The 17,834-nt window shown below is 53.3% G+C and carries 19 protein-coding genes; 4 read left to right on the top strand and 15 right to left on the bottom strand.

Features of this window, described 5'->3' with window-relative positions; all coding sequences use genetic code 11:
* Positions 1–17: 17 nt before the first annotated feature.
* From lipB to ACT3TC_RS12780, 11 genes are all read right to left on the bottom strand, one after another.
* Positions 18–668: a lipoyl(octanoyl) transferase LipB gene (gene lipB / locus ACT3TC_RS12730; RefSeq protein WP_444640281.1), complete on the bottom strand. Its 651-nt coding sequence runs from the start codon at positions 666–668 to the stop codon at positions 18–20.
* Positions 669–980 (bottom strand): HP0495 family protein, encoded by a 312-nt coding sequence (locus tag ACT3TC_RS12735; protein ID WP_444640282.1) that lies wholly within the window; start codon positions 978–980, stop codon positions 669–671. It abuts the gene before it with no gap.
* A 55-nt stretch (positions 981–1,035) separates the two neighbouring features.
* Complete coding sequence (locus tag ACT3TC_RS12740) at positions 1,036–2,235, bottom strand: D-alanyl-D-alanine carboxypeptidase family protein (RefSeq protein ID WP_444640304.1); 1,200 nt, start codon at positions 2,233–2,235, stop codon at positions 1,036–1,038.
* A 58-nt stretch (positions 2,236–2,293) separates the two neighbouring features.
* Positions 2,294–3,268 (bottom strand): septal ring lytic transglycosylase RlpA family protein, encoded by a 975-nt coding sequence (locus ACT3TC_RS12745; RefSeq protein ID WP_193053133.1) that lies wholly within the window; start codon positions 3,266–3,268, stop codon positions 2,294–2,296.
* Positions 3,265–4,233, bottom strand: a complete 969-nt coding sequence (gene mltB / locus ACT3TC_RS12750) for a lytic murein transglycosylase B (RefSeq protein ID WP_193056808.1) — start codon at positions 4,231–4,233, stop codon at positions 3,265–3,267. Before mltB ends, ACT3TC_RS12745 begins: the two co-directional genes overlap by 4 nt.
* Before the next feature lie 103 nt (positions 4,234–4,336).
* Positions 4,337–5,497, bottom strand: a complete 1,161-nt coding sequence (rodA, locus tag ACT3TC_RS12755; protein WP_444640283.1) for a rod shape-determining protein RodA — start codon at positions 5,495–5,497, stop codon at positions 4,337–4,339.
* Between the two features lie 3 nt (positions 5,498–5,500).
* Positions 5,501–7,408 carry a penicillin-binding protein 2 gene (gene mrdA, locus ACT3TC_RS12760; RefSeq protein ID WP_193053136.1) on the bottom strand — a complete coding sequence of 636 codons (1,908 nt, stop codon included), beginning with the start codon at positions 7,406–7,408 and terminating at the stop codon, positions 5,501–5,503.
* A 70-nt stretch (positions 7,409–7,478) separates the two neighbouring features.
* Positions 7,479–7,946, bottom strand: coding sequence for a 23S rRNA (pseudouridine(1915)-N(3))-methyltransferase RlmH (gene rlmH / locus ACT3TC_RS12765; protein ID WP_172118366.1), 468 nt, complete (start codon positions 7,944–7,946; stop codon positions 7,479–7,481).
* The gene (gene rsfS, locus ACT3TC_RS12770; RefSeq protein WP_172118365.1) at positions 7,943–8,329 is read right to left on the bottom strand and encodes a ribosome silencing factor; all 387 of its coding nucleotides are present in this window, start codon (positions 8,327–8,329) and stop codon (positions 7,943–7,945) included. The genes rlmH and rsfS overlap by 4 nt, the downstream gene beginning before the upstream one ends.
* A gap of 86 nt (positions 8,330–8,415) precedes the next feature.
* The gene (nadD, locus tag ACT3TC_RS12775) at positions 8,416–9,075 is read right to left on the bottom strand and encodes a nicotinate-nucleotide adenylyltransferase (RefSeq protein WP_441679478.1); all 660 of its coding nucleotides are present in this window, start codon (positions 9,073–9,075) and stop codon (positions 8,416–8,418) included.
* Between the two features lie 46 nt (positions 9,076–9,121).
* Positions 9,122–10,429 (bottom strand): glutamate-5-semialdehyde dehydrogenase, encoded by a 1,308-nt coding sequence (locus ACT3TC_RS12780; protein ID WP_444640284.1) that lies wholly within the window; start codon positions 10,427–10,429, stop codon positions 9,122–9,124.
* 198 nt (positions 10,430–10,627) lie between these two features.
* Here ACT3TC_RS12780 and ACT3TC_RS12785 point away from each other — a divergent pair, with 198 nt between their 5' ends.
* Genes ACT3TC_RS12785 through ACT3TC_RS12795 form a run of 3 tightly spaced genes read left to right on the top strand, consistent with a single transcriptional unit; the run spans position 10,628 to position 13,825 of the window.
* A complete protein-coding gene (locus ACT3TC_RS12785; RefSeq protein WP_444640285.1) occupies positions 10,628–11,476 on the top strand; it encodes a hypothetical protein in 849 nt (282 codons plus the stop codon).
* A complete protein-coding gene (locus ACT3TC_RS12790) occupies positions 11,473–12,399 on the top strand; it encodes a diguanylate cyclase domain-containing protein (protein ID WP_444640286.1) in 927 nt (308 codons plus the stop codon). Before ACT3TC_RS12785 ends, ACT3TC_RS12790 begins: the two co-directional genes overlap by 4 nt.
* A 28-nt stretch (positions 12,400–12,427) precedes the next feature.
* On the top strand, positions 12,428–13,825 hold the full coding sequence (locus ACT3TC_RS12795) for a bifunctional DedA family/phosphatase PAP2 family protein (RefSeq protein WP_444640287.1): 1,398 nt from the start codon (positions 12,428–12,430) through the stop codon (positions 13,823–13,825).
* A 5-nt stretch (positions 13,826–13,830) separates the two neighbouring features.
* On the opposite strand, the gene ACT3TC_RS12800 is transcribed toward ACT3TC_RS12795, so the two are convergent.
* From ACT3TC_RS12800 to mpl, 3 genes are read right to left on the bottom strand one after another with little or no spacing between them, the layout of a single operon-like run.
* Positions 13,831–14,451 (bottom strand): LysE family translocator, encoded by a 621-nt coding sequence (locus ACT3TC_RS12800; RefSeq protein WP_172118359.1) that lies wholly within the window; start codon positions 14,449–14,451, stop codon positions 13,831–13,833.
* Positions 14,448–15,101, bottom strand: coding sequence for a flavin prenyltransferase UbiX (locus ACT3TC_RS12805; RefSeq protein ID WP_444640288.1), 654 nt, complete (start codon positions 15,099–15,101; stop codon positions 14,448–14,450). Before ACT3TC_RS12805 ends, ACT3TC_RS12800 begins: the two co-directional genes overlap by 4 nt.
* The gene (mpl, locus tag ACT3TC_RS12810) at positions 15,098–16,483 is read right to left on the bottom strand and encodes a UDP-N-acetylmuramate:L-alanyl-gamma-D-glutamyl-meso-diaminopimelate ligase (RefSeq protein ID WP_444640289.1); all 1,386 of its coding nucleotides are present in this window, start codon (positions 16,481–16,483) and stop codon (positions 15,098–15,100) included. The genes ACT3TC_RS12805 and mpl overlap by 4 nt, the downstream gene beginning before the upstream one ends.
* A gap of 290 nt (positions 16,484–16,773) precedes the next feature.
* Between mpl and ACT3TC_RS12815 the strand changes: the two genes are divergently transcribed.
* On the top strand, positions 16,774–17,163 hold the full coding sequence (locus tag ACT3TC_RS12815) for a glutaredoxin family protein (protein WP_193053180.1): 390 nt from the start codon (positions 16,774–16,776) through the stop codon (positions 17,161–17,163).
* Positions 17,164–17,189: 26 nt separating this feature from the next.
* Here the strand turns inward: ACT3TC_RS12815 and ACT3TC_RS12820 are convergent, their stop codons facing one another.
* Entirely contained in the window at positions 17,190–17,690 is a 501-nt protein-coding gene (locus tag ACT3TC_RS12820; RefSeq protein WP_444640290.1) for a hypothetical protein, read from the bottom strand.
* Positions 17,691–17,834: the final 144 nt, after the last annotated feature.

Below are 17,834 nucleotides of genomic sequence, written 5' to 3' on the forward strand. Positions count from 1 at the left end.
TACGGAAAACCCTGCGATTAGCCGATAGCAACCAGCTCTCTGTTCAACTTTAATGCCAGTGCAGATGCCAGTTGCTGGCCAACGTAATGCTCATTAGGCAAAGCAACAAGATCAGCCAAGCGAGTGACCGCCATACCTGCGTAGCCACAGGGATTGATGCGCTGAAAAGCAGAAAGGTCTCCATCCACATTCAACGCGACGCCGTGGTAACTGGCTCCCCGCCGAATTCGCAAACCCAACGACGCTATTTTGGCCTCGCCCATCGGGCTTTTGACATACACACCCGGTGCATCTGGGCGCGCATGTGCACTGACGCCATAGTCGGCTAACACCGTAATGACTGCATTTTCCAGTGCAGACACCAGGTCACGCACGCCTATTTTACTGCGCCGAACATCCAATAACGGATACAGCACTATCTGCCCAGGGCCATGATACGTTACCTGCCCACCACGGTCGGTTTGCACCACCGGTATGTCGCCTGGCATCAATAGATGTTCAGGTTTGCCTGCCTGCCCTTGGGTGAAGACAGCGTCATGCTCTACCAGCCAGAACTGATCCGGCGTCTCACTGTCACGAGAGTCCGTCAAGGCGCGCATTTCTTCCCAAACGGGCAGATACGGCCTGCGACCCAAGCAATGCAGCTCAACAGGTGCAGAACGACTCACTCACACCACCATATGAACACGGCCAGTGGCTTTTAGCTCTTCAAACAGCTGGCTAATTTGCTGCTCGCTGGTCGCATTAATCGTGATGCGAACGGATTGAAAACGACCGTTTCGACTATCCACCACTTGCAGCGTCGATTCATCAAAATCCGGTGCGTGACGCACCACGATTTGACAAACACAAGCCGTAAAATCCTCAGCAGCATCACCCACTATTTTTAAAGAGTAGTCACAAGGAAAAGTGATCTTGGGGGGTTCTTCTGCCACCGGCTCGCGCAGGTCTCGAAATCCCTTTTTCGTATCCTTAGTCATAACGCGCCTTTTATTGAAGGTAAAAAAGGCCCAGGACGCACCTGAGCCGAATCACTTAGTCAGTGAAGTTCGCAATTAAACCGCTGAAGAAGCGCTGAACCTGATCAAAAAGGCGTTTAAACAGCCCGCCCTCTTCCACATTTTCAAGCGCTACCAACTGGCGCTCGCCAACCATCTCTTCACCCAAGTAGACCTCTAGCGTGCCCACATCATCGCCTACCGCAATAGGTGCTTGTAAATCAGAGTGTAGATTAAGACGAGCACGCAGCTCTTCATTACGGTTACGCGGAAGGGTCATAAACACTTCTTCATCCACCCCCGCACGCAATTCGTTAATGTCACCACCCCAAACACGCGGCGTTGCAAGCACAGCACCACGCTCGTAGAGGTTCATGGTTTCGTAGAAACGAAAACCATAGCTTAAAAGCTTCTGAGTTTCCTGTGCGCGCGCTTCATCCGAATTGGTGCCCATCACAACCGAAATAAGCCGCATGCCATCGCGCTCAGCTGACGACACCAGGCAGTAGCCCGCAGCATCTGTCCAACCCGTTTTCAAACCATCTACTGACGGGTCACGCCACAACAGGCGGTTACGGTTGGGCTGATCAATTCCACCATAGGAAAAGTGGCGCTGCGAGTAGATCGCATAGTGCTCAGGGTAATCATTGATGATATGACGTGAAAGCCGCGCCAGGTCATGCGCTGTTGAGTAGTGATTATCAGAAGGAAGACCGGTTGCATTTTCAAAGTGGGTATTTTCCATCCCCAGTCGAGCCGCATGCTGGTTCATTAAGTCAGCAAAAGGAGCCTCCCCACCAGCCAAGTGCTCTGCCATGGCCACGCTGGCATCGTTACCTGACACAATAATAATGCCGTGCAGCAACTCCTCGACGGGGACCTGGTTGCCCACTTCAATAAACATTTTTGAGCCACCAGTCCGCCAGGCGTTTTCACTGACATTGACCAGATCATCCAACGTGATGGTATCGCGATCCAACTCACGCTCGACAAGGTAGGCGGTCATGAGTTTGGTCAAGCTTGCAGGTGCCAAGCGTTCGTCTGAGTTGTGCTCAACCAGAATTCGTCCGCTATTGGCATCCATTAAAATCCAGGAACTGGCAGCGAGCTGCGGAGCGGCTGGAATAATCGTTTGCGGCTGAGGTATGACTTGAGCCGCAGCCGGCAACGCAACAGCCGTCATGGCCGCAAACAAACATAATTGGGCAGAGCGGCGAATCGACACGAATACATTCATCACTAACATCTCACTTGCAAGAAAGTGGCGCTAAGCACCAAAGAATATAAAAAATGAATTATCTCACGATAAAAACTTGAGGAAACCCCGCTTGGCGAAGTGCTTCCCGAGCTTGGGTCTCTTGAGCCGGTGTTACTGGCCCCACCTGCACACGATGCACATTAGCCTCATTCATTACACGAACGCTGTGAGGCAATTCGTCTGTCAATCGCTGGCTAAGCTTACGAGCGCTATCAGCGCTTTCCAGCGCAGCAATCTGAAGGTAATAGCCGCCTGAAACCTCACCCTCAGCGGGGTTATTAGAGGCCACAGACGGAGCTGCTTGAGGTACAGATGCGGCTGGCGCGGGCTCCGCAACGGGCGCATCCTCATTCGGCGCAGTACTCGCGGGCGCTCCGCCGCGCTCAGCTAGCCAACGGTCAGGCTCAATGGCCTCGACTTTTACTCGTCCTGTTCCATTATCCAATATATCCAACCGGGCGGCGGCTGCGTAAGAAAGATCTATTTCTCTATCGCTATGAAAGGGACCACGGTCGTTAACACGGACAATCACCGACTGCCCGCTGTCCAGGCTAGTAACGCGTGCAAAGGTGGGCAACGGTAGCGAGCGATGCGCCGCCGACATTTTATACATGTCGTAAATCTCGCCATTTGAGGTCGCATAGCCATGAAATTTTTCGCCGTACCACGAGGCCAAACCTTGCTTGGCATAGCCAGAAGCGTCCGGCATTACATGGTACTTTTCACCCCATACTTCATAGGTTGAGCGGTTGCCCCCCGCAGAACGCGGTTCATTACGTGGTACAGCATCCGGCACGGTGGATACATCCGGCGGCGCAACAGGATACGCATCCCCATGCATGGCATAGCGCCCACCTCCACTGGCAGTAGTACTTGCGGCGGGTGCAGCGTCAGGTTGAGTTTGAGTTGGCGTAGCAACGCGCTGAGCTTCACGATTCGCGCAGCCGCTTACCACTATTATCAAGGCGATCATACTGCCTACTTGCCAGGTCCTTGATTGCAACATGCTCATCCTTGTTCCTCAGCCCGCTGTTGAATGGCCTCAGCTAACTCTGTCACTGCCATGGCGTATAAATGACTGTGGTTATAGCGTGTAATAACATAAAAGTTGTTTTCACCCAGCCGATAGCGTAGCTGTCCATCATCCATCTCAAACACCAAGGGCATCACAAGCAAAGTATCGTTAAGCGCTTCTTGCGGTTCAATCCCTTGCTTGGCTGTCTCAGCCACACTCATGGTCGGCGAAGACGTTTGGTTAAACGTCAGCGCCTGGGGCAACACTTCCGGTCCCGTTGCTTCATGATAAATGGCACCATCACGCCGCCAGCCATGCTCAGCAAAATAATTCGCGACGCTACCGATGGCATCCACTGGGTTTTCCCATAAATCACGAATGCCGTCATCGTCAAAATCAACGGCATAGGCCTGGTAACTAGTGGGAATAAATTGAGGATACCCCATTGCGCCTGCATACGAGCCATAAAGTTCAGCCGGATCGACCTTTTGCTCATGGGCGATCTGCAAAAAAGCAGCTAGCTCACCACGGAAAACCCCCCCTCGACTGGGATGATAAAACGCCAGCGTAGCCAGTGAGTCCAGCACGCGATGGCGCCCTTTATGGCGGCCATAGTACGTCTCTACGCCAATAATGGCGGTAATAACATTACCCGGCACGCCATAAACATCTTCCGCACGCGCCAGGGTCTCAGCGTGCGCTTGCATAAAGGCAGCGCCCTCTTCGATACGCTGCTCCGTTAGAAATATATCGCGGTACTCGTGCCACTTTAAGCGGCGCTCTGCCGCGCCTTCCATGGCATCCAGCACCGCTTGAGAATATGCGGCTTGAGAGAAAGCATCACGTAACCACGCTTCCGGTATGCCTTGGGCGATTAACTCATCTACCAATATCTGGGTGCGTTCATTATGTTGCAGGTCCACCCCTTCCGCCGAGTGCTCCTCTGCGAATACGGCAGGCATCGAACACGCTATTAGCGCGGCAACAAGGCAACTGCCAGCTTTATTTCGGGCCCTTTTTATCAACTCACCACTCCTTTGAAAACACACCGTCCTGACTGAAATACTAACGTGGCAATAGCCGACGATGGGCATGAATAGACATGAGAATACCGAACCCTGCCAACAAGGTCACGCTAGAGGTGCCGCCATAACTCACCAAGGGTAGCGGCACGCCTACCACGGGTAAAATACCGCTAACCATCCCCACGTTGACAAACACATAAATGAAAAAGGTGAGAATGATACTACCGGCAAAAAGGCGTCCAAACGTATCCTGTGAAGAAGCCGCCAACCAAATACCGCGACCTACGATCATCAAGTAAAGCGCCAATAAAACCAGCATCCCGATAAGCCCAAACTCTTCACCCAATACGGCAATAATAAAATCAGTATGCCGCTCAGGCAGAAATTCAAGCTGCGACTGCGTGCCCCCCAGCCACCCCTTTCCCCATAGCCCTCCACTACCAATGGCCGTGGTTGACTGAATAATATTCCAACCCGAGCCTAGTGGGTCGCTTTCTGGATCAAGAAAGGTTAATACCCGCTGACGTTGGTAAGTGTGCATGTTCATCCACAAAAGCGGCACGCACGCAGCCAACAATCCACCAACAAATCCAATCAAGCGCCATGAAAGACCCGCGAGCAAAACCACGATGACAGCCGCACTGGCCACCAGTAACGATGTACCCAGGTCCGGCTGAATAGCGGTCAATACAACCGGCACACCAATGATCACCGCGCACACCACAATATCCTTTAATCGCGGTGGAAGCTGGCAACGATTCAAATAGGCAGCCACCATTAACGGAACCGCTAGCTTCATCATCTCTGAGGGCTGAAATCGGATAACGCCAGGGATCTCAAGCCAGCGCTTAGCCCCCATGCCAATATCACCGGCAATTTCCACTGCCAATAACATGATGACCCCTGCGCCATAGGCAAAGGGTGCCCAGCGTAAAAACGTGGTCGGTGACAGCTGCGCCAATAATGCCATCACTGCCAGCGCAACGCCAAACCGCATCGCCTGAGCGATTACCGACTCAATACGCTGGCCAGACGCACTATATAAAACCAGTAGGCCACCCACCATTAAGACCAATAAAAGGCCTAATAACCAAGGGTCAATATGGATGCGTTCCCAAATACTTTTACGTCGCGCGATACCGCTATCGGGCGGTCGAACGGGATAACGACGCAATGGGCGGGTAATCGTCTGCCAGGGCATAGGTCAGTTCCCCTCCACTTGAGCGGTATCTTCTTCCAACACGTCGCGTACATCATCTGCGTCAGGCGCTTCATCTTTTAAAAGCCATGCATCGGTCATGGCGCGCGCCAAATGCGCTGCATGGGTACTGCCGCCGCCCGCATTTTCAACGATAACCGACACGGCAATTTGGGGGGAATCAACCGGCGCAAACGCTACAAACAAGGCGTGATCTCTCAGGCGTTCCTCAAGCTCATCGGCGTTATAGCGCTGGTCCTGGCCCAAAGAAAACACCTGAGCCGTTCCCGATTTGCCGCCCATTCGATACTCAAGGCCAACGCCAGTCCGCCGTGCAGTGCCTTCGCTACCGCTGAGCACTTTCTCCATACCGCTAAATACCCGGTCCCACCAGGCATCATTTTCCAGCTGAATATCGTCCAGCGTGTCGGGTAAATCTTCACGAAGCAGCGTATCGCCCACCTGGAGAGCTAAGCGGGGTTTTACCCAGTGGCCCCGGTTGGCAAGCGTTGCCGTTGCGCTTGCCAGCTGCAACGGCGTTACTTGCCAGTAACCTTGGCCAATACCTACTGACAAGGTTTCGCCGGGGTACCACGGCTGGTTAAAACGCTCCCGCTTCCATTCGCGAGACGGCATCAGCCCAGTGCTTTCCCCTTGAACATCGTAGGCGACTCGCCGCCCGAATCCGAACCCATTCATCCGTTCATGTAGATTATCGATACCTAAATCATGGGCCAATGTGTAGTAGTAAGTATTATTAGACACAGCTAATGAGCGCTCTAAATCCACACGACCATGCCCCCAGCGCAACCAGTTCCGGTAACGCCGGGAGTCATTAGGCAGTTGATAATAGCCTGGGTCGCTAATCGTGCTGTCTGGGGTAATAACCCCCCCAGCCAGTCCCGCGAGGGCTAAAAAGGGTTTAATGGTCGAGCCAGGTGGATAGTGACCACGAATAGAGCGGTTAAAAAGAGGTAAGTCCAGGTCGTTCTGCAAGCCGCGATAGGAGGCAACATCGATCCCGGTCACAAACTGGTTGCTGTCAAACCCAGGCGTCGACACCATGGCCAGAATCTCGCCCGTTGCAGGCGCAATAGCGACGATCGACCCACGCCGCCCATCCATTAACTCGTAGGCAAGCGTTTGTAGCGACTTATCAATTGTCAGCGTTATGTTCTTCCCAGGCACTGGGTCGGTGCGGCCCAGCTCTCTTAATACTCGACCTCGGGCGTTGGTTTCGACTTTACGCAGACCTGCTTCGCCATGAAGCTCCTCTTCATAGAAGCGTTCAATGCCGGTTTTACCAATAAAGTGGGTGCCGGCATAACGGCCGGCATCCAAATTTTGCAGCTCATCAACATTAATACGCCCTACATAGCCCAGCGTATGGGCCATAACGTTTGAATCGGGATAGTAACGTAGCAGTTGGGCTTCGACTTCAACGCCTGGCAGGCGGTGGCGATTAATCGCGAGCCGAGCAATTTGGGCTTCACTCAGATCGCTCATTAAGAGCGCAGGTTGGAAAGGACGCTGTCGCTGGCGTGAACGTACGTTAAAGGCCTCGATATCTTCTTCTGGCAGTTCCAGCAACTCCACTAACAGGGCCAGCGTTGCATCAAGGTCATCAACACGCTCACGCACCAGCGTCAGGTTATAAGTAGGCCGGTTTTCAGCTAACAGCACACCATTTCGGTCATAAATCAAACCTCGATTAGGTGGCAGCGGCTCAACACGCACACGGTTTTTTTCTGACCGCGTGGTGTAAATTTCATGTTGAACAATTTGTAAGTAGCCTAAACGCCCTACCAGCAGACCGGTAAGCGTTATAACGACCAGAACGGCAAGAAGTGTTCTGACACGAAAAATGCGCAACTCTTGCTCAGAATTTTTTAGCGTGTCACGGCGCTGGGGCATGGCAACAGATGACTCTCAAATCAGACGATTGACGCAACACAGCCAACAAATACCACCACCTTTTGAGCCGTTAACGGTGGTAGGGGTGACCAACTAATAGCGTCCAGGCACGATAAAGCTGCTCGGCCAGCATGATACGAACTAACGGGTGCGGCAACGTTAACGGTGACAATGACCACGCTTTATCGGCTATCGCAGAGAGGGAAGGTTCAAGACCATCAGGCCCACCGACCAGCAATACAATATCGCGGCCCTCCATACGCCAGCTATCCGCTTCCTGGGCCAGTTGTTCGGTTGTCCAGGGTTTGCCTTTTACTTCCAGCGCAACCAGATACTCATCACCCCGCAGTTTATCGCGAATGCGTTGAGCCTCTTGAGCACGCGCTTTGGCAATATCTGCATTTTTACCGCGCTGGCCAAGCGGGATTTCTTCTATTTCAAGGCTGAAATCCCGAGGGAGCCGTTTACGGTAGGTTTCAATGCCCTCTTCAACCCAAGCAGGCATTTTCGTACCTACCGCCAACAGCCTTATTTTCATGACATCGTGGCTCGCTCTTCAAAAAGCGTGCGTGCCTCATCCGTCATGCTTGCATCGCTAGGCAGGTCTGCCCAGAGGCGTTCAAGGTCATAAAGTGTACGGGCTTCCGGCATCATGATATGAACAACAATGTCACCCAGATCGACCAATACCCAATCCGCATTATCACCGCCTTCAACACCGCGCGGCGCAAGACCGGCTGCCTTGGCTTTTTCTACGACGTTTTGCGCAAGTGCCGCAACATGCCGGGTAGACGTACCACTAGCAATCAACATAAGGTCGGTAACCTCAGTTAAGCTGGAAACGTCCAGTTGAGTGATATCGCGTGCCTTAAGGTCTTCTAACGCATCAAGCGCTAGGCTTTTCAGTGTATCGATGTGCATGACTCCTGCAGATAACCTCGTATGGTGTTCTGGTATTCGGCTAGCAAAGCGGGCCATTGTAACGGCTTCTTGCGTGACTACCAGCGCTATTCAACGTCCTGGTAAAAGCCTTTATGTAAAATGGCCTCTTCAACCGCTTCCGGGAGCAAATAACGAACGCTTTTTCCCTCACGAAGCCGCTGACGAATATAGGTCGCTGAAATTGCCATCATCGAAGGGAGCGACAGCAGTAAAACGCCACCACTGGGGCGCTGCATCAGCGAGTCCACGCCTTCGACTTCACGTTGCCCTACCAGTTCCCTTAATTCATCAGACCAGGGTGTTTGATAGCCAGGTCTGGCCATCACTACCAAGTGAGCGAGGGAAAACAACGTGTCAACCTGCTGCCACTGAGGAAGGCGTAAAAAGGCATCAAACCCAATCACCATGACTAAACGTGCCTGTTCACCATATTCAGCCCTCAGTTCAGCAAGCGTATCAACGCTGTAGGATGGCCCTTCGCGGCGCAGCTCACGGTTATCCGCGTAAAGCCCAGGCGTAGTGCCAATCCCGGCTTGTAACAACGCCATTCGTTGCTCTGCCGACACTTGTGGTGCACCACGTAAAGGTGGTTTTGGCGCCGGTATCATATGCAACTGGTCAAGGCCCAATGCTTCTCGCACTTCCAAAGCACTGCGCAAATGGCCATGGTGAATAGGGTCAAATGTCCCTCCCAGCATGCCTGCTTTTATGGGTACTGAATTCATATCGACCTACCACTCATAGCGCTGCAAAACTCATAGCGTACACGCCTTATTGGCGAACCTGGCCATCGCCGAATACAACGTATTTACGCGTGGTAAGGCCTTCCAAGCCCACCGGCCCTCGCGCATGCAGCTTATCGGTCGAAATGCCAATTTCAGCACCTAACCCATACTCGAACCCATCGGCAAAACGGGTTGAGGCATTCACAATCACAGAGCTTGAGTCCACCTCGGCCATAAAACGGCGCGCCAGAGAGTAGTCCTGGGTCACAATGGCGTCGGTATGGTGCGAGCCATAGCGCTCAATATGCGCAATCGCCTCTTCCACGCCATCCACTATTTTGATCGCTAGTACCGGTGCAAGATATTCGGCGTACCAATCCTCCTCGGATGCCGCCAAGGCCTGAGGAAGCAGCGCTTGAGTGCGTTCACAGCCTCGTAGCTCAACCTCATGTCCTGCGTAAGCCCGCGCCAGCTCTGGCAACAGCAAATCAGCCACCGGCGCATCAACCAGAAGTGTTTCCATGGTATTGCAGGTGCCGTAACGGTGCGTTTTAGCATTGACCGCGATAGCCAAGGCTTTAGCTGGATCCGCCGTGGTATCAATATAGACGTGACAAACACCATCAAGGTGCTTGATAACGGGCACTGTAGCGTCACGCGAGATTCGCTCAATCAGCGATTTCCCACCACGCGGGATAATGACATCCACGTAATCTGGCATGCTGATCAATGCGCCGACGGCGGCACGGTCGGTCGTCGCCACCACCTGAACGCAGTTAGCAGGCAGTCCCGCATCCAGCAGTCCTTGCGTAATGCATTCGCCAATGGTTTGATTGGACGCGCTCGCCTCTGACCCGCCGCGTAAAATACAGGCATTGCCCGATTTTAAGCACAAACTGGCCGCTTCAAGCGTTACATTGGGGCGTGATTCGTAAATGATGCCAATGACCCCCAAAGGCACGCGCATTTTGCCTACCTGGATGCCGCTGGGACGGTAACTCATATCGTCTATCTCACCCACCGGGTCAGGCAAGGCGGCCACTTGACGCAGCCCTTCAATCATCGCATCAAAACGGGTGTCATCAAGCGCCAAGCGGTCAAGTAACGCACTATCCAGACCATTTTCCTTACCGCGCTGCATATCCTGAGCGTTGGCGTCTAAAATACGCGCGCGAGCCGTCATCAGCTGCTGCGCTATTGACTCAAGGGCACGATTTTTAATGCCGGTATCGGCACGACGTAGCTCACTTGCGGCTGAACGCGCTGCCTTTCCAAGCGCCTGCATGTATGCGGGAACATCACCGGCGGTGAGTTGCTGTTGAGCCTCATCTTGTAAGGGCGTTGAAACGCTCATGCTGTCTCCCTTTATCATCATGCACGCCGCCATCATTTTATCTGGTCAGGCGCGTCGTAATTGTGTCCAGTAGTAGGCAATATATTACGCTACTTAAACGTTATAATGAGCATTTTAAGTTTCACACTTGGTCCTGTCACCGCTGATTAGACGACGGGGAACGTACATGGAGTTCGTGAAGGTGAATAGTAAGCCACCATGCAAAGCAAATACAAAATTCACTTGCTTAGAGCCAATTTACTCGCCGCAGCGGCTGCACTAGCGTTCTGGACGTTGGGCGCACAGCCCATGGCCATCCTGCTACTTTGGCTATCCGTCAGCTGGCTTTGCATTACGGCGCTGCTTCTGGACTTTAGTCATCGTCACTCCAGAGGGCTGCCCTGGCAAGTGCTGCCGGGCTTATTACTGCTGGGATTAATTGCCAGCGCACCAGAGCAGCATGATATGTTGATCTGGGCGTGGGCGGCCATATTCATGCTACCCCAGGCGCGCTGGATTCTTGTACTTAATGCCATGGCCGCACTACTTAGCGGCGTCTTAATAGCGCCACAATTATCCTTTCCAGCCGGGGGGCTAATACTACTGTTATTGGGCATACTGCGCTTGCTGGCGGTTTCTAGCGCACGCCAATTGGTTGATATGAATGGGGCTATCGGCCAGCGTTTGCGGCTTATCCCAAAGGTTAATCTTTGGGCTGGCGAACAGTTGCTGCGCGATCTTCCTCGTGAGCAAACCCGCTCTGAGCGCGAGGCTATCTACGCAGAGCTGTTTATATTGCAGGTTAAGCGGCGCCAGCTTTGGCCCACCGCAAAAAAGCTTTGTGAGCTAACCTACTCCTTTGAGAACACCTATCGCCTGAATAGCACAACGCTTGCCGCCTTGATGCTTTCTCGCTCGCCACAAGAAGCCACACGCCGTCGCAAGCAGCTCCAAGCAGCACTTCCTGAAAATGTGGTGAGCCATCATGAGCCGCTAATGGATATTGAGTCTTCAACCTTAACGCTTGAACACCTCTGCAATACCCCCAAGACGCTGGGTTCCTCATGAACAGCTATCCGTTCTCCAAGCGGCTAATGATCATCACTTACAGTACCAGCCTGGTAGTAATGATGGGGTACGCGTTATGGCTCTATAAAATGGGCAGCTACCGGAGCTTATGGGTACCCGCGTTTGTTACCCTGGTGCTATTAGCGGCCCTACTGATGCATTTAGGGCAGGGATTAAAGGGATACATATCTCAAATACTGCTGGTAGGCAGCACCTACCTCACGGTATTAAGTACGCTTTCTATCTCTAACGCATCAGCCATCTGGCTTGGCCTACCCATCACCTCTGCTTTTATACTCTTACCCCTTTGGCTTGCCTTGGTGCTGACGGGGGTGCTTGGCCCCCTTGTCTGGTTGTTTATCTCTCACCCGACACCTGAGCCACCCTTCTATCTCGGCTATGTTATTTTGCTTTTACTGCTGGCCCTCCCTCGATGGGAGCATGCTCGCCGCCGCGCATTACTACAGGCCACTGACCCTTATGATAGCCACTGTCGCGCCTACAACTACGAAACGTTAAAGGAGCGCTTAAACAACGAATTTCAGCGTGCTGCCATGCTTAACAAGCGCTTGGCAGTACTGGTCATTCACCTGCCACAGCTGGATATGGCCGAAGAGCAATTCGGCTCTCGAGCTAAAATCGCGCTACTTGATACACTGTGTAGCGAAGTGATAGGTCGCTGCCGTGATCATGACATATTGGGGCGCGCTGGCGAGGCCACCTTCTGGCTGGTGCTGCCCGACACCAGCGAAAGCGGTGCGCTGCTGGTTCGTGAGCGGCTACAGCATGCACTTTCCCAGTGTGTATTGGTTGAAACCGGTCATCTTGAAGCCCGCATTGCAGCTTGTTTGCCTCATAAAGAGAGCTTCGAGCGCTATATACAACGCCTGCACGCCCGTGCTCATGCGCTGGCAAACGGATGACAGCGTATCGCTCTTTCAGGAGTCCCTCGTGTCTTTAGTCGAAACCTTTCAACAGCTCTCGCTCTCTCCTTTCATGCTTCTTCTGCTGATGCTGCTCATTTCGCTTGCAGAATCGTTAGCATTAGTGGGCCTGTTGGTGCCCGGCGTGGTGCTGATTACGGCAGTGGCCTCCCTGGCGGGGCATGAGTCTATCGGGCTAGTGTGGTTAGTAATGGCCGCCTTTTTAGGCGCGGTGATCGGCGACGGCATTAGTTTCAGGCTTGGTTATCGCCACCATGCACAAATCACTCAACGCTGGCCACTTTCCCTACATCCAGAATGGCTAGGCAGAGGCTCCCGATTTTTTGATCGTTATGGTCTTTACTCGGTCTTTATTGGCCGATTTGTTGGCCCGGTAAGACCCGTCATTCCGCTCATAGCGGGCATGATGCGGATGCCACCCCGTAATTTTTTATGGACAAATATCACATCTGCCGCACTGTGGGCACCTGCCTATGTACTGCCAGGCTATTTGCTCGGACGAACATGGCAAGAACACCTTGATTTACCCCCGGGCATCGAAACTGCGTTGATCATAATAGCCGCCAGCGTGGTGGTACTCGCGGTAGTGTTCTCCTGGGGGCGAGCACAGGTGGGCCGTCATGGACGCCTCTACCTTGCTACCGCCCGTTTAGCACGTCGTATTCCGTTTATGCGCCGCCCCTGGCTTGTCATGAGCCAATCTGGCGAAGTTCCTCTCGCTTCGCTGCTGCTATTTATTATTGCCTTAACCTGCCTTTCGGGTTGGACACTGCTGGTTGTGCATCACAATGGTCCATTGACGCTCGACCTCTATATCCAACGGCTCTTTAGCTGGCTGCAAAGCGACACCCTTATCGCTATTGGTGCCGTATTTGCCAAGATTGGCGACAAGTTGGGCATTGCCGTCCTGTTGCTGCCGTGGGCACTATGGATGATTTTTTATAGAAGATGGGATGCCTTGCTGCATTGGGGAGCGGCGGTGGGAGGCGTAGCGCTTCTTAACACGCTTGGTAAAGCCATTTTCGGGCGTGCTCGACCTGACACCCCCGATTACCTGACCGGCTCGCTCTCTTATCCGAGTGCCCATACGTCAACCTCGGTTGTCGTATTGGGCCTGGCCGCCGCGTTTATTGCCTCGGAGCTACCTCTCCAAAAACGTATCTGGATCTATTGGGTGGCGATTGCTTTGGCGGTGCCAATGGCACTGTCACGGCTCGTTATTGGCGTGCACTGGTTTAGTGACCTGGTCGGCGGCGCTCTGCTTGGGCTGATGATCTGTGCGCTGGTTCGTTTAAGCTGGCAACGCTATCCTCGAAAGCCATTAACGCCCTGCCCTTGGCTGCTATTGGGGTCGGCCTCGCTGGTGTTAATCAGCCTTCGCGTGGTTTTCTTCCCACCAGTGTAGGCGGCCTAGCCTAGCGCCAGCCATAATCCAACGCCCATCATTAACGTGCCGGCAATGCGGTTAAGTAAACGCACATTGCCGCTTTTTCCCAGCGTTTTACGCAGCGTTTTACCGCCGACGGCATACACCAACAGGCTGGCAAACTCGATCAACAAAATAACCACAATCAGCAGAACCAGTTGGCTACCCAGCGGGCGGCTGCTATCCAAAAAGGGGGGCAGCAGTACCATAAAAAATGCCCACCCCTTCGGATTAGCCACAGCGGTCACAAACCCTTGCATGGCAAGTGTTAGCCGCCCGGCGGCAGGCCCCGCATTTAGTTCACTGGGTATCGCCATACGCCCACGAGAGCGCCACATCATAATGCCCAAATAGGCCAAATAAGCGCCGCCCACCCACTTGAACACCGTGAAGAGTTCAGGCTGACGGAGCATTAAGGCGGCTACCCCGGCGCCTGCTGCTGCGGCTACCAAGCCTACGCCAACCAGCTCTCCCATCATCATCCACAGCGTACGTTTTACGCCTTGGGTCATGCCCAGCACCATGGCAAGCGTCATGCACATACCCGGCGTGAGTGACACAAATAAAAACGTGGGTACAAATATAGAGAGCGTGGCCCAGTTCATTGCTTATCCTTAGACATGTTATCGGCTTCATCCTCGCCCCAGCGAGGCATCAAGGTATGCTGAATGCCCAACTGATTAAGAATGCGTGCCACAATAAAATCAATGAGATTATCAATGGATTGCGGGCGGTGATAAAATCCGGGGGCGGCAGGTAAAATGACAACCCCCATGCGGCTTAGCCCCAGCATATGTTCCAAATGGATAGGCGAAAATGGACTCTCTCGGGGCACTAGCACTAACGTTCGGCGCTCTTTAATCGCGACATCGGCCGCCCGCTCAATCAGGTTGTTACTTGCCCCAGTGGCAATAGCCGAGAGCGTTCCCGTCGAGCATGGGCACACCACCATAGCCGAGGCCGCTCCAGACCCGGAGGCAACAGGCGCCATCCAGTCCTCTCGCCCAAAGCAGCGGATTTGGCCAGCCGCGGCGCCGCTACGCTCTCTCAATGCAGCAGCCAGCCGTTCTGGCTGAGCAGGCAGGCTAATCTCGGTTTCCGTGGCAATCACCATGTGTGACGCTTTGGAGATCATGACCCACACTTCATGGCCTGCCTCTACCAATACGTCTATCAGCCGCAGGCCATACTGCGCCCCAGAAGCGCCCGTTAATGCCACGGTGATCGGCTTTTTGAACAGGGAATCTGTACTCACGTGTTCAATTCCTTGGCCGTTAAGGCATTTAGCAGACGTTCATGTACGCCCTCAAAGCCACCGTTGGACATCACCACAATCCGATCCAGTGGTTCGGCATGGCGAACAACCGCCTCTACCAGTGTTTCAATCTGCTGATAAAGATGGGCTTTAGCACCTTGCTCAGCTACCAGCGCCTCCATCGACCAATCAATACCGGCAGGTTGATACCAATACACCTGATCCGCATCAGCGATGCTGTCGTTGAGTCGATCGCGTAGCGCACCTAACCGCATGGTATTGGAACGTGGCTCAATGACCGCCAGCAAGCGCCCTTTGGTCGTTGTGGCACGCAAGCCTTGCAAGGTCGCCGCAATCGCCGTGGGGTGATGGGCAAAGTCGTCAATGACTTGAACGCCCCCCACTTCTCCACGCACTTCCTGGCGCCGTCGTGGCGTTTCGAAACGCGCTAGTGCTGCGCATGCCCGGGCTAAATCAACTCCGCACTCGTGGGCAGCCGCCAACGCTGCCAAAGCATTTCGCGCGTTGTGAACGCCGCTTAACAACCACTCGACGACGCTATCCTCTTCGCCCCGGTCTGTGCGGTGAATCACCTGAAAACGGCTGGCATCAGGGCGCTCAAGGTAGAGCTGCCACGCACTTTGGGACTGCTCACCAAAGTGCTTAATGGGTGTCCAGGCTCCCATCGCTATGACTCGCTCTAGCGCTGGCTGTTCATCGGCTACTAGCAGGCGCCCTTGGCTGGGTACGGTGCGCACAAGGTGATGGAACTGGCGTTCAATAGCAGCTAAATCCGGAAAGATATCCGCATGATCAAACTCAAGATTATTGAGCACAGCAATATCGGGGCGATAGTGTACAAATTTGGAGCGTTTATCAAAAAAGGCCGTATCGTACTCATCTGCTTCAACAATAAAAGGCCCCTGAGGATCACCCAGCCGCGCGGAAACACCAAAGTTACGCGGCACACCGCCAATTAAAAAGCCCGGTACTTGGCCCGCGCTCTCCAATAGCCAGGCCAGTAAACTGGCGGTGGTGGTTTTACCATGGGTACCGGCGATAGCAATTACCCGCCGCCCTGGTAACACATGCTCAGCAAGCCACTGCGCTCCTGAGGTATACGGCAAACCGCTGTTAAGTAGCGCCTCTACTTCAGGATTTCCGCGTGACAGCGCATTCCCCACTACCACCAAGTCAACCGAAGCACCAAGGTGCTCTGCTCGATAACCTTCCATTAACGTAATGCCTGCTTCAGCAAGCTGAGTGCTCATCGGAGGATAGACGTTTGCATCTGACCCGCTAACCTGATGGCCCTGCTCGCGCGCGAGCAGCGCAAGACTACCCATAAAGGTGCCGCAGATACCGATAATATGAAGATGCATGGTTTCTGTCCCTGAACAACGTAATAAACACAGCTTAAAATAGCTGAAAAGACTAGCATGCTCGGCTTGTTTACTCACCCAGAAGCAAGGGTTTAAGCACACGTGGTGGTTAGAAAATGCCCCAATATACGTATAGCGAGCGTAGCCAAGTGACAAATGCGTTCGATTATTGCAGGATGCGCGCACGCTTGTTTAAAGCCCACCTGTTGGCGCGTAGCATCGCTGTTTACAATGACGTACTTTTTCTAAGAACGCTGACCCATGCCCCAGGGTTAGCGATGGAGTTTATTATGCGTGTATTAATTCGCTATTTTTTCCGTGGTGTTCGTTTGGTGCTGGCACCGGTCATGCTTATCAGTGAAAAACTCTCAACGCCTAACGCGATTGAGCGTGCCCCCGCCGATCAAGCGCGCGTCGACCAGGCTTGCCAACGCCTGGCCCTTTATCAATTCCGTACCTGCCCTTTCTGCATTAAGGTGCGTAAAGAAATTGCCCGCTTAGGACTAACCATTGAGCTGCGCGATGTTCAGCATGACCCCGCACATAAGCAGGACCTCCTTGAAGGCGGCGGCAAAACCAAAGTGCCTTGCTTAAAGATTCACCATGAAGATGGTCGCGAAGAGTGGCTGTATGAGTCTGATGATATTAATGCATGGCTGCATCAGCAATTTGGGGCCTAGAGTTCTGCTTATTAGAACTGTGCTTGTTAGAACCGTGCTCGATAGGCATTAACGTCAAACTGCACATCGATGTCGATTCCCTCAGCCCGGCTGGGCGCGTCGTCCAGTGCAGTTTGCAACGCCAATACGCCTTCGACACGTCCAGCAATATGAATGTGGCTGCCTTGCTGCTCAAGCTGCGTCAACGTGACGGTAACACTGCCTCCTTCAGAGGTGTAAAGCGGCGGTACGGTGGTGCTACCGATCAGTTGTACCACGTGGGCATCGATAAGCTGGTTGTCTTCAACCGCCAGGCTAATAGACAACCCTTCGTAGGCGTCCCTTTGGTCAGGCTCGACAAACCCTGTGATAGTGATTTGGCGTTGATCGCCAACCTCTACAAAAGAAGCATTGGAGTCACGGCCCTGGCTCAGCACAAACCACTCCCGCGGCTCGCCGTCCAGCATGCCGTCAATAGTGTCAGACTGTGCGGTTAATGGAAGCCAACCGATTAACACCAGAATGATCCATTGATTCCATTTCATCATTTTCAGCCTGCCTTCCAGCGGGTCACTAATGGCTTTCGTGGGCTGATACCAAACGCCCGTTTATTTTTCATCTACGACTTTAGACTAGCTTGCACTCCACTATTCACTGCTACAAGCCCAATCATTCAATAGTTGAATAGGGTC

Source organism: Halomonas sp. AOP27-A1-41 (genome assembly GCF_052378605.1).
Classification (GTDB): Bacteria; Pseudomonadota; Gammaproteobacteria; order Pseudomonadales; family Halomonadaceae; genus Vreelandella; species Vreelandella citrativorans.

What these genes read in the sequence shown, in the direction of transcription:
- ACT3TC_RS12735 (WP_444640282.1), bottom strand. Translation starts at nt 980, where the DNA reads ATGACTAAGGATACGAAAAAGGGATTTCGAGACCTGCGCGAGCCGGTG.
- ACT3TC_RS12740 (WP_444640304.1), bottom strand. Translation starts at nt 2,235, where the DNA reads ATGAATGTATTCGTGTCGATTCGCCGCTCTGCCCAATTATGTTTGTTT.
- ACT3TC_RS12745 (WP_193053133.1), bottom strand. Translation starts at nt 3,268, where the DNA reads ATGAGCATGTTGCAATCAAGGACCTGGCAAGTAGGCAGTATGATCGCC.
- mltB (WP_193056808.1), bottom strand. Translation starts at nt 4,233, where the DNA reads ATGCCTGCCGTATTCGCAGAGGAGCACTCGGCGGAAGGGGTGGACCTG.
- rodA (WP_444640283.1), bottom strand. Translation starts at nt 5,497, where the DNA reads ATGCCCTGGCAGACGATTACCCGCCCATTGCGTCGTTATCCCGTTCGA.
- mrdA (WP_193053136.1), bottom strand. Translation starts at nt 7,408, where the DNA reads ATGCCCCAGCGCCGTGACACGCTAAAAAATTCTGAGCAAGAGTTGCGC.
- rlmH (WP_172118366.1), bottom strand. Translation starts at nt 7,946, where the DNA reads ATGAAAATAAGGCTGTTGGCGGTAGGTACGAAAATGCCTGCTTGGGTT.
- rsfS (WP_172118365.1), bottom strand. Translation starts at nt 8,329, where the DNA reads ATGCACATCGATACACTGAAAAGCCTAGCGCTTGATGCGTTAGAAGAC.
- nadD (WP_441679478.1), bottom strand. Translation starts at nt 9,075, where the DNA reads ATGAATTCAGTACCCATAAAAGCAGGCATGCTGGGAGGGACATTTGAC.
- ACT3TC_RS12780 (WP_444640284.1), bottom strand. Translation starts at nt 10,429, where the DNA reads ATGAGCGTTTCAACGCCCTTACAAGATGAGGCTCAACAGCAACTCACC.
- ACT3TC_RS12785 (WP_444640285.1), top strand. Translation starts at nt 10,628, where the DNA reads ATGCAAAGCAAATACAAAATTCACTTGCTTAGAGCCAATTTACTCGCC.
- ACT3TC_RS12790 (WP_444640286.1), top strand. Translation starts at nt 11,473, where the DNA reads ATGAACAGCTATCCGTTCTCCAAGCGGCTAATGATCATCACTTACAGT.
- ACT3TC_RS12800 (WP_172118359.1), bottom strand. Translation starts at nt 14,451, where the DNA reads ATGAACTGGGCCACGCTCTCTATATTTGTACCCACGTTTTTATTTGTG.
- mpl (WP_444640289.1), bottom strand. Translation starts at nt 16,483, where the DNA reads ATGCATCTTCATATTATCGGTATCTGCGGCACCTTTATGGGTAGTCTT.
- ACT3TC_RS12815 (WP_193053180.1), top strand. Translation starts at nt 16,774, where the DNA reads ATGCGTGTATTAATTCGCTATTTTTTCCGTGGTGTTCGTTTGGTGCTG.
- ACT3TC_RS12820 (WP_444640290.1), bottom strand. Translation starts at nt 17,690, where the DNA reads ATGATGAAATGGAATCAATGGATCATTCTGGTGTTAATCGGTTGGCTT.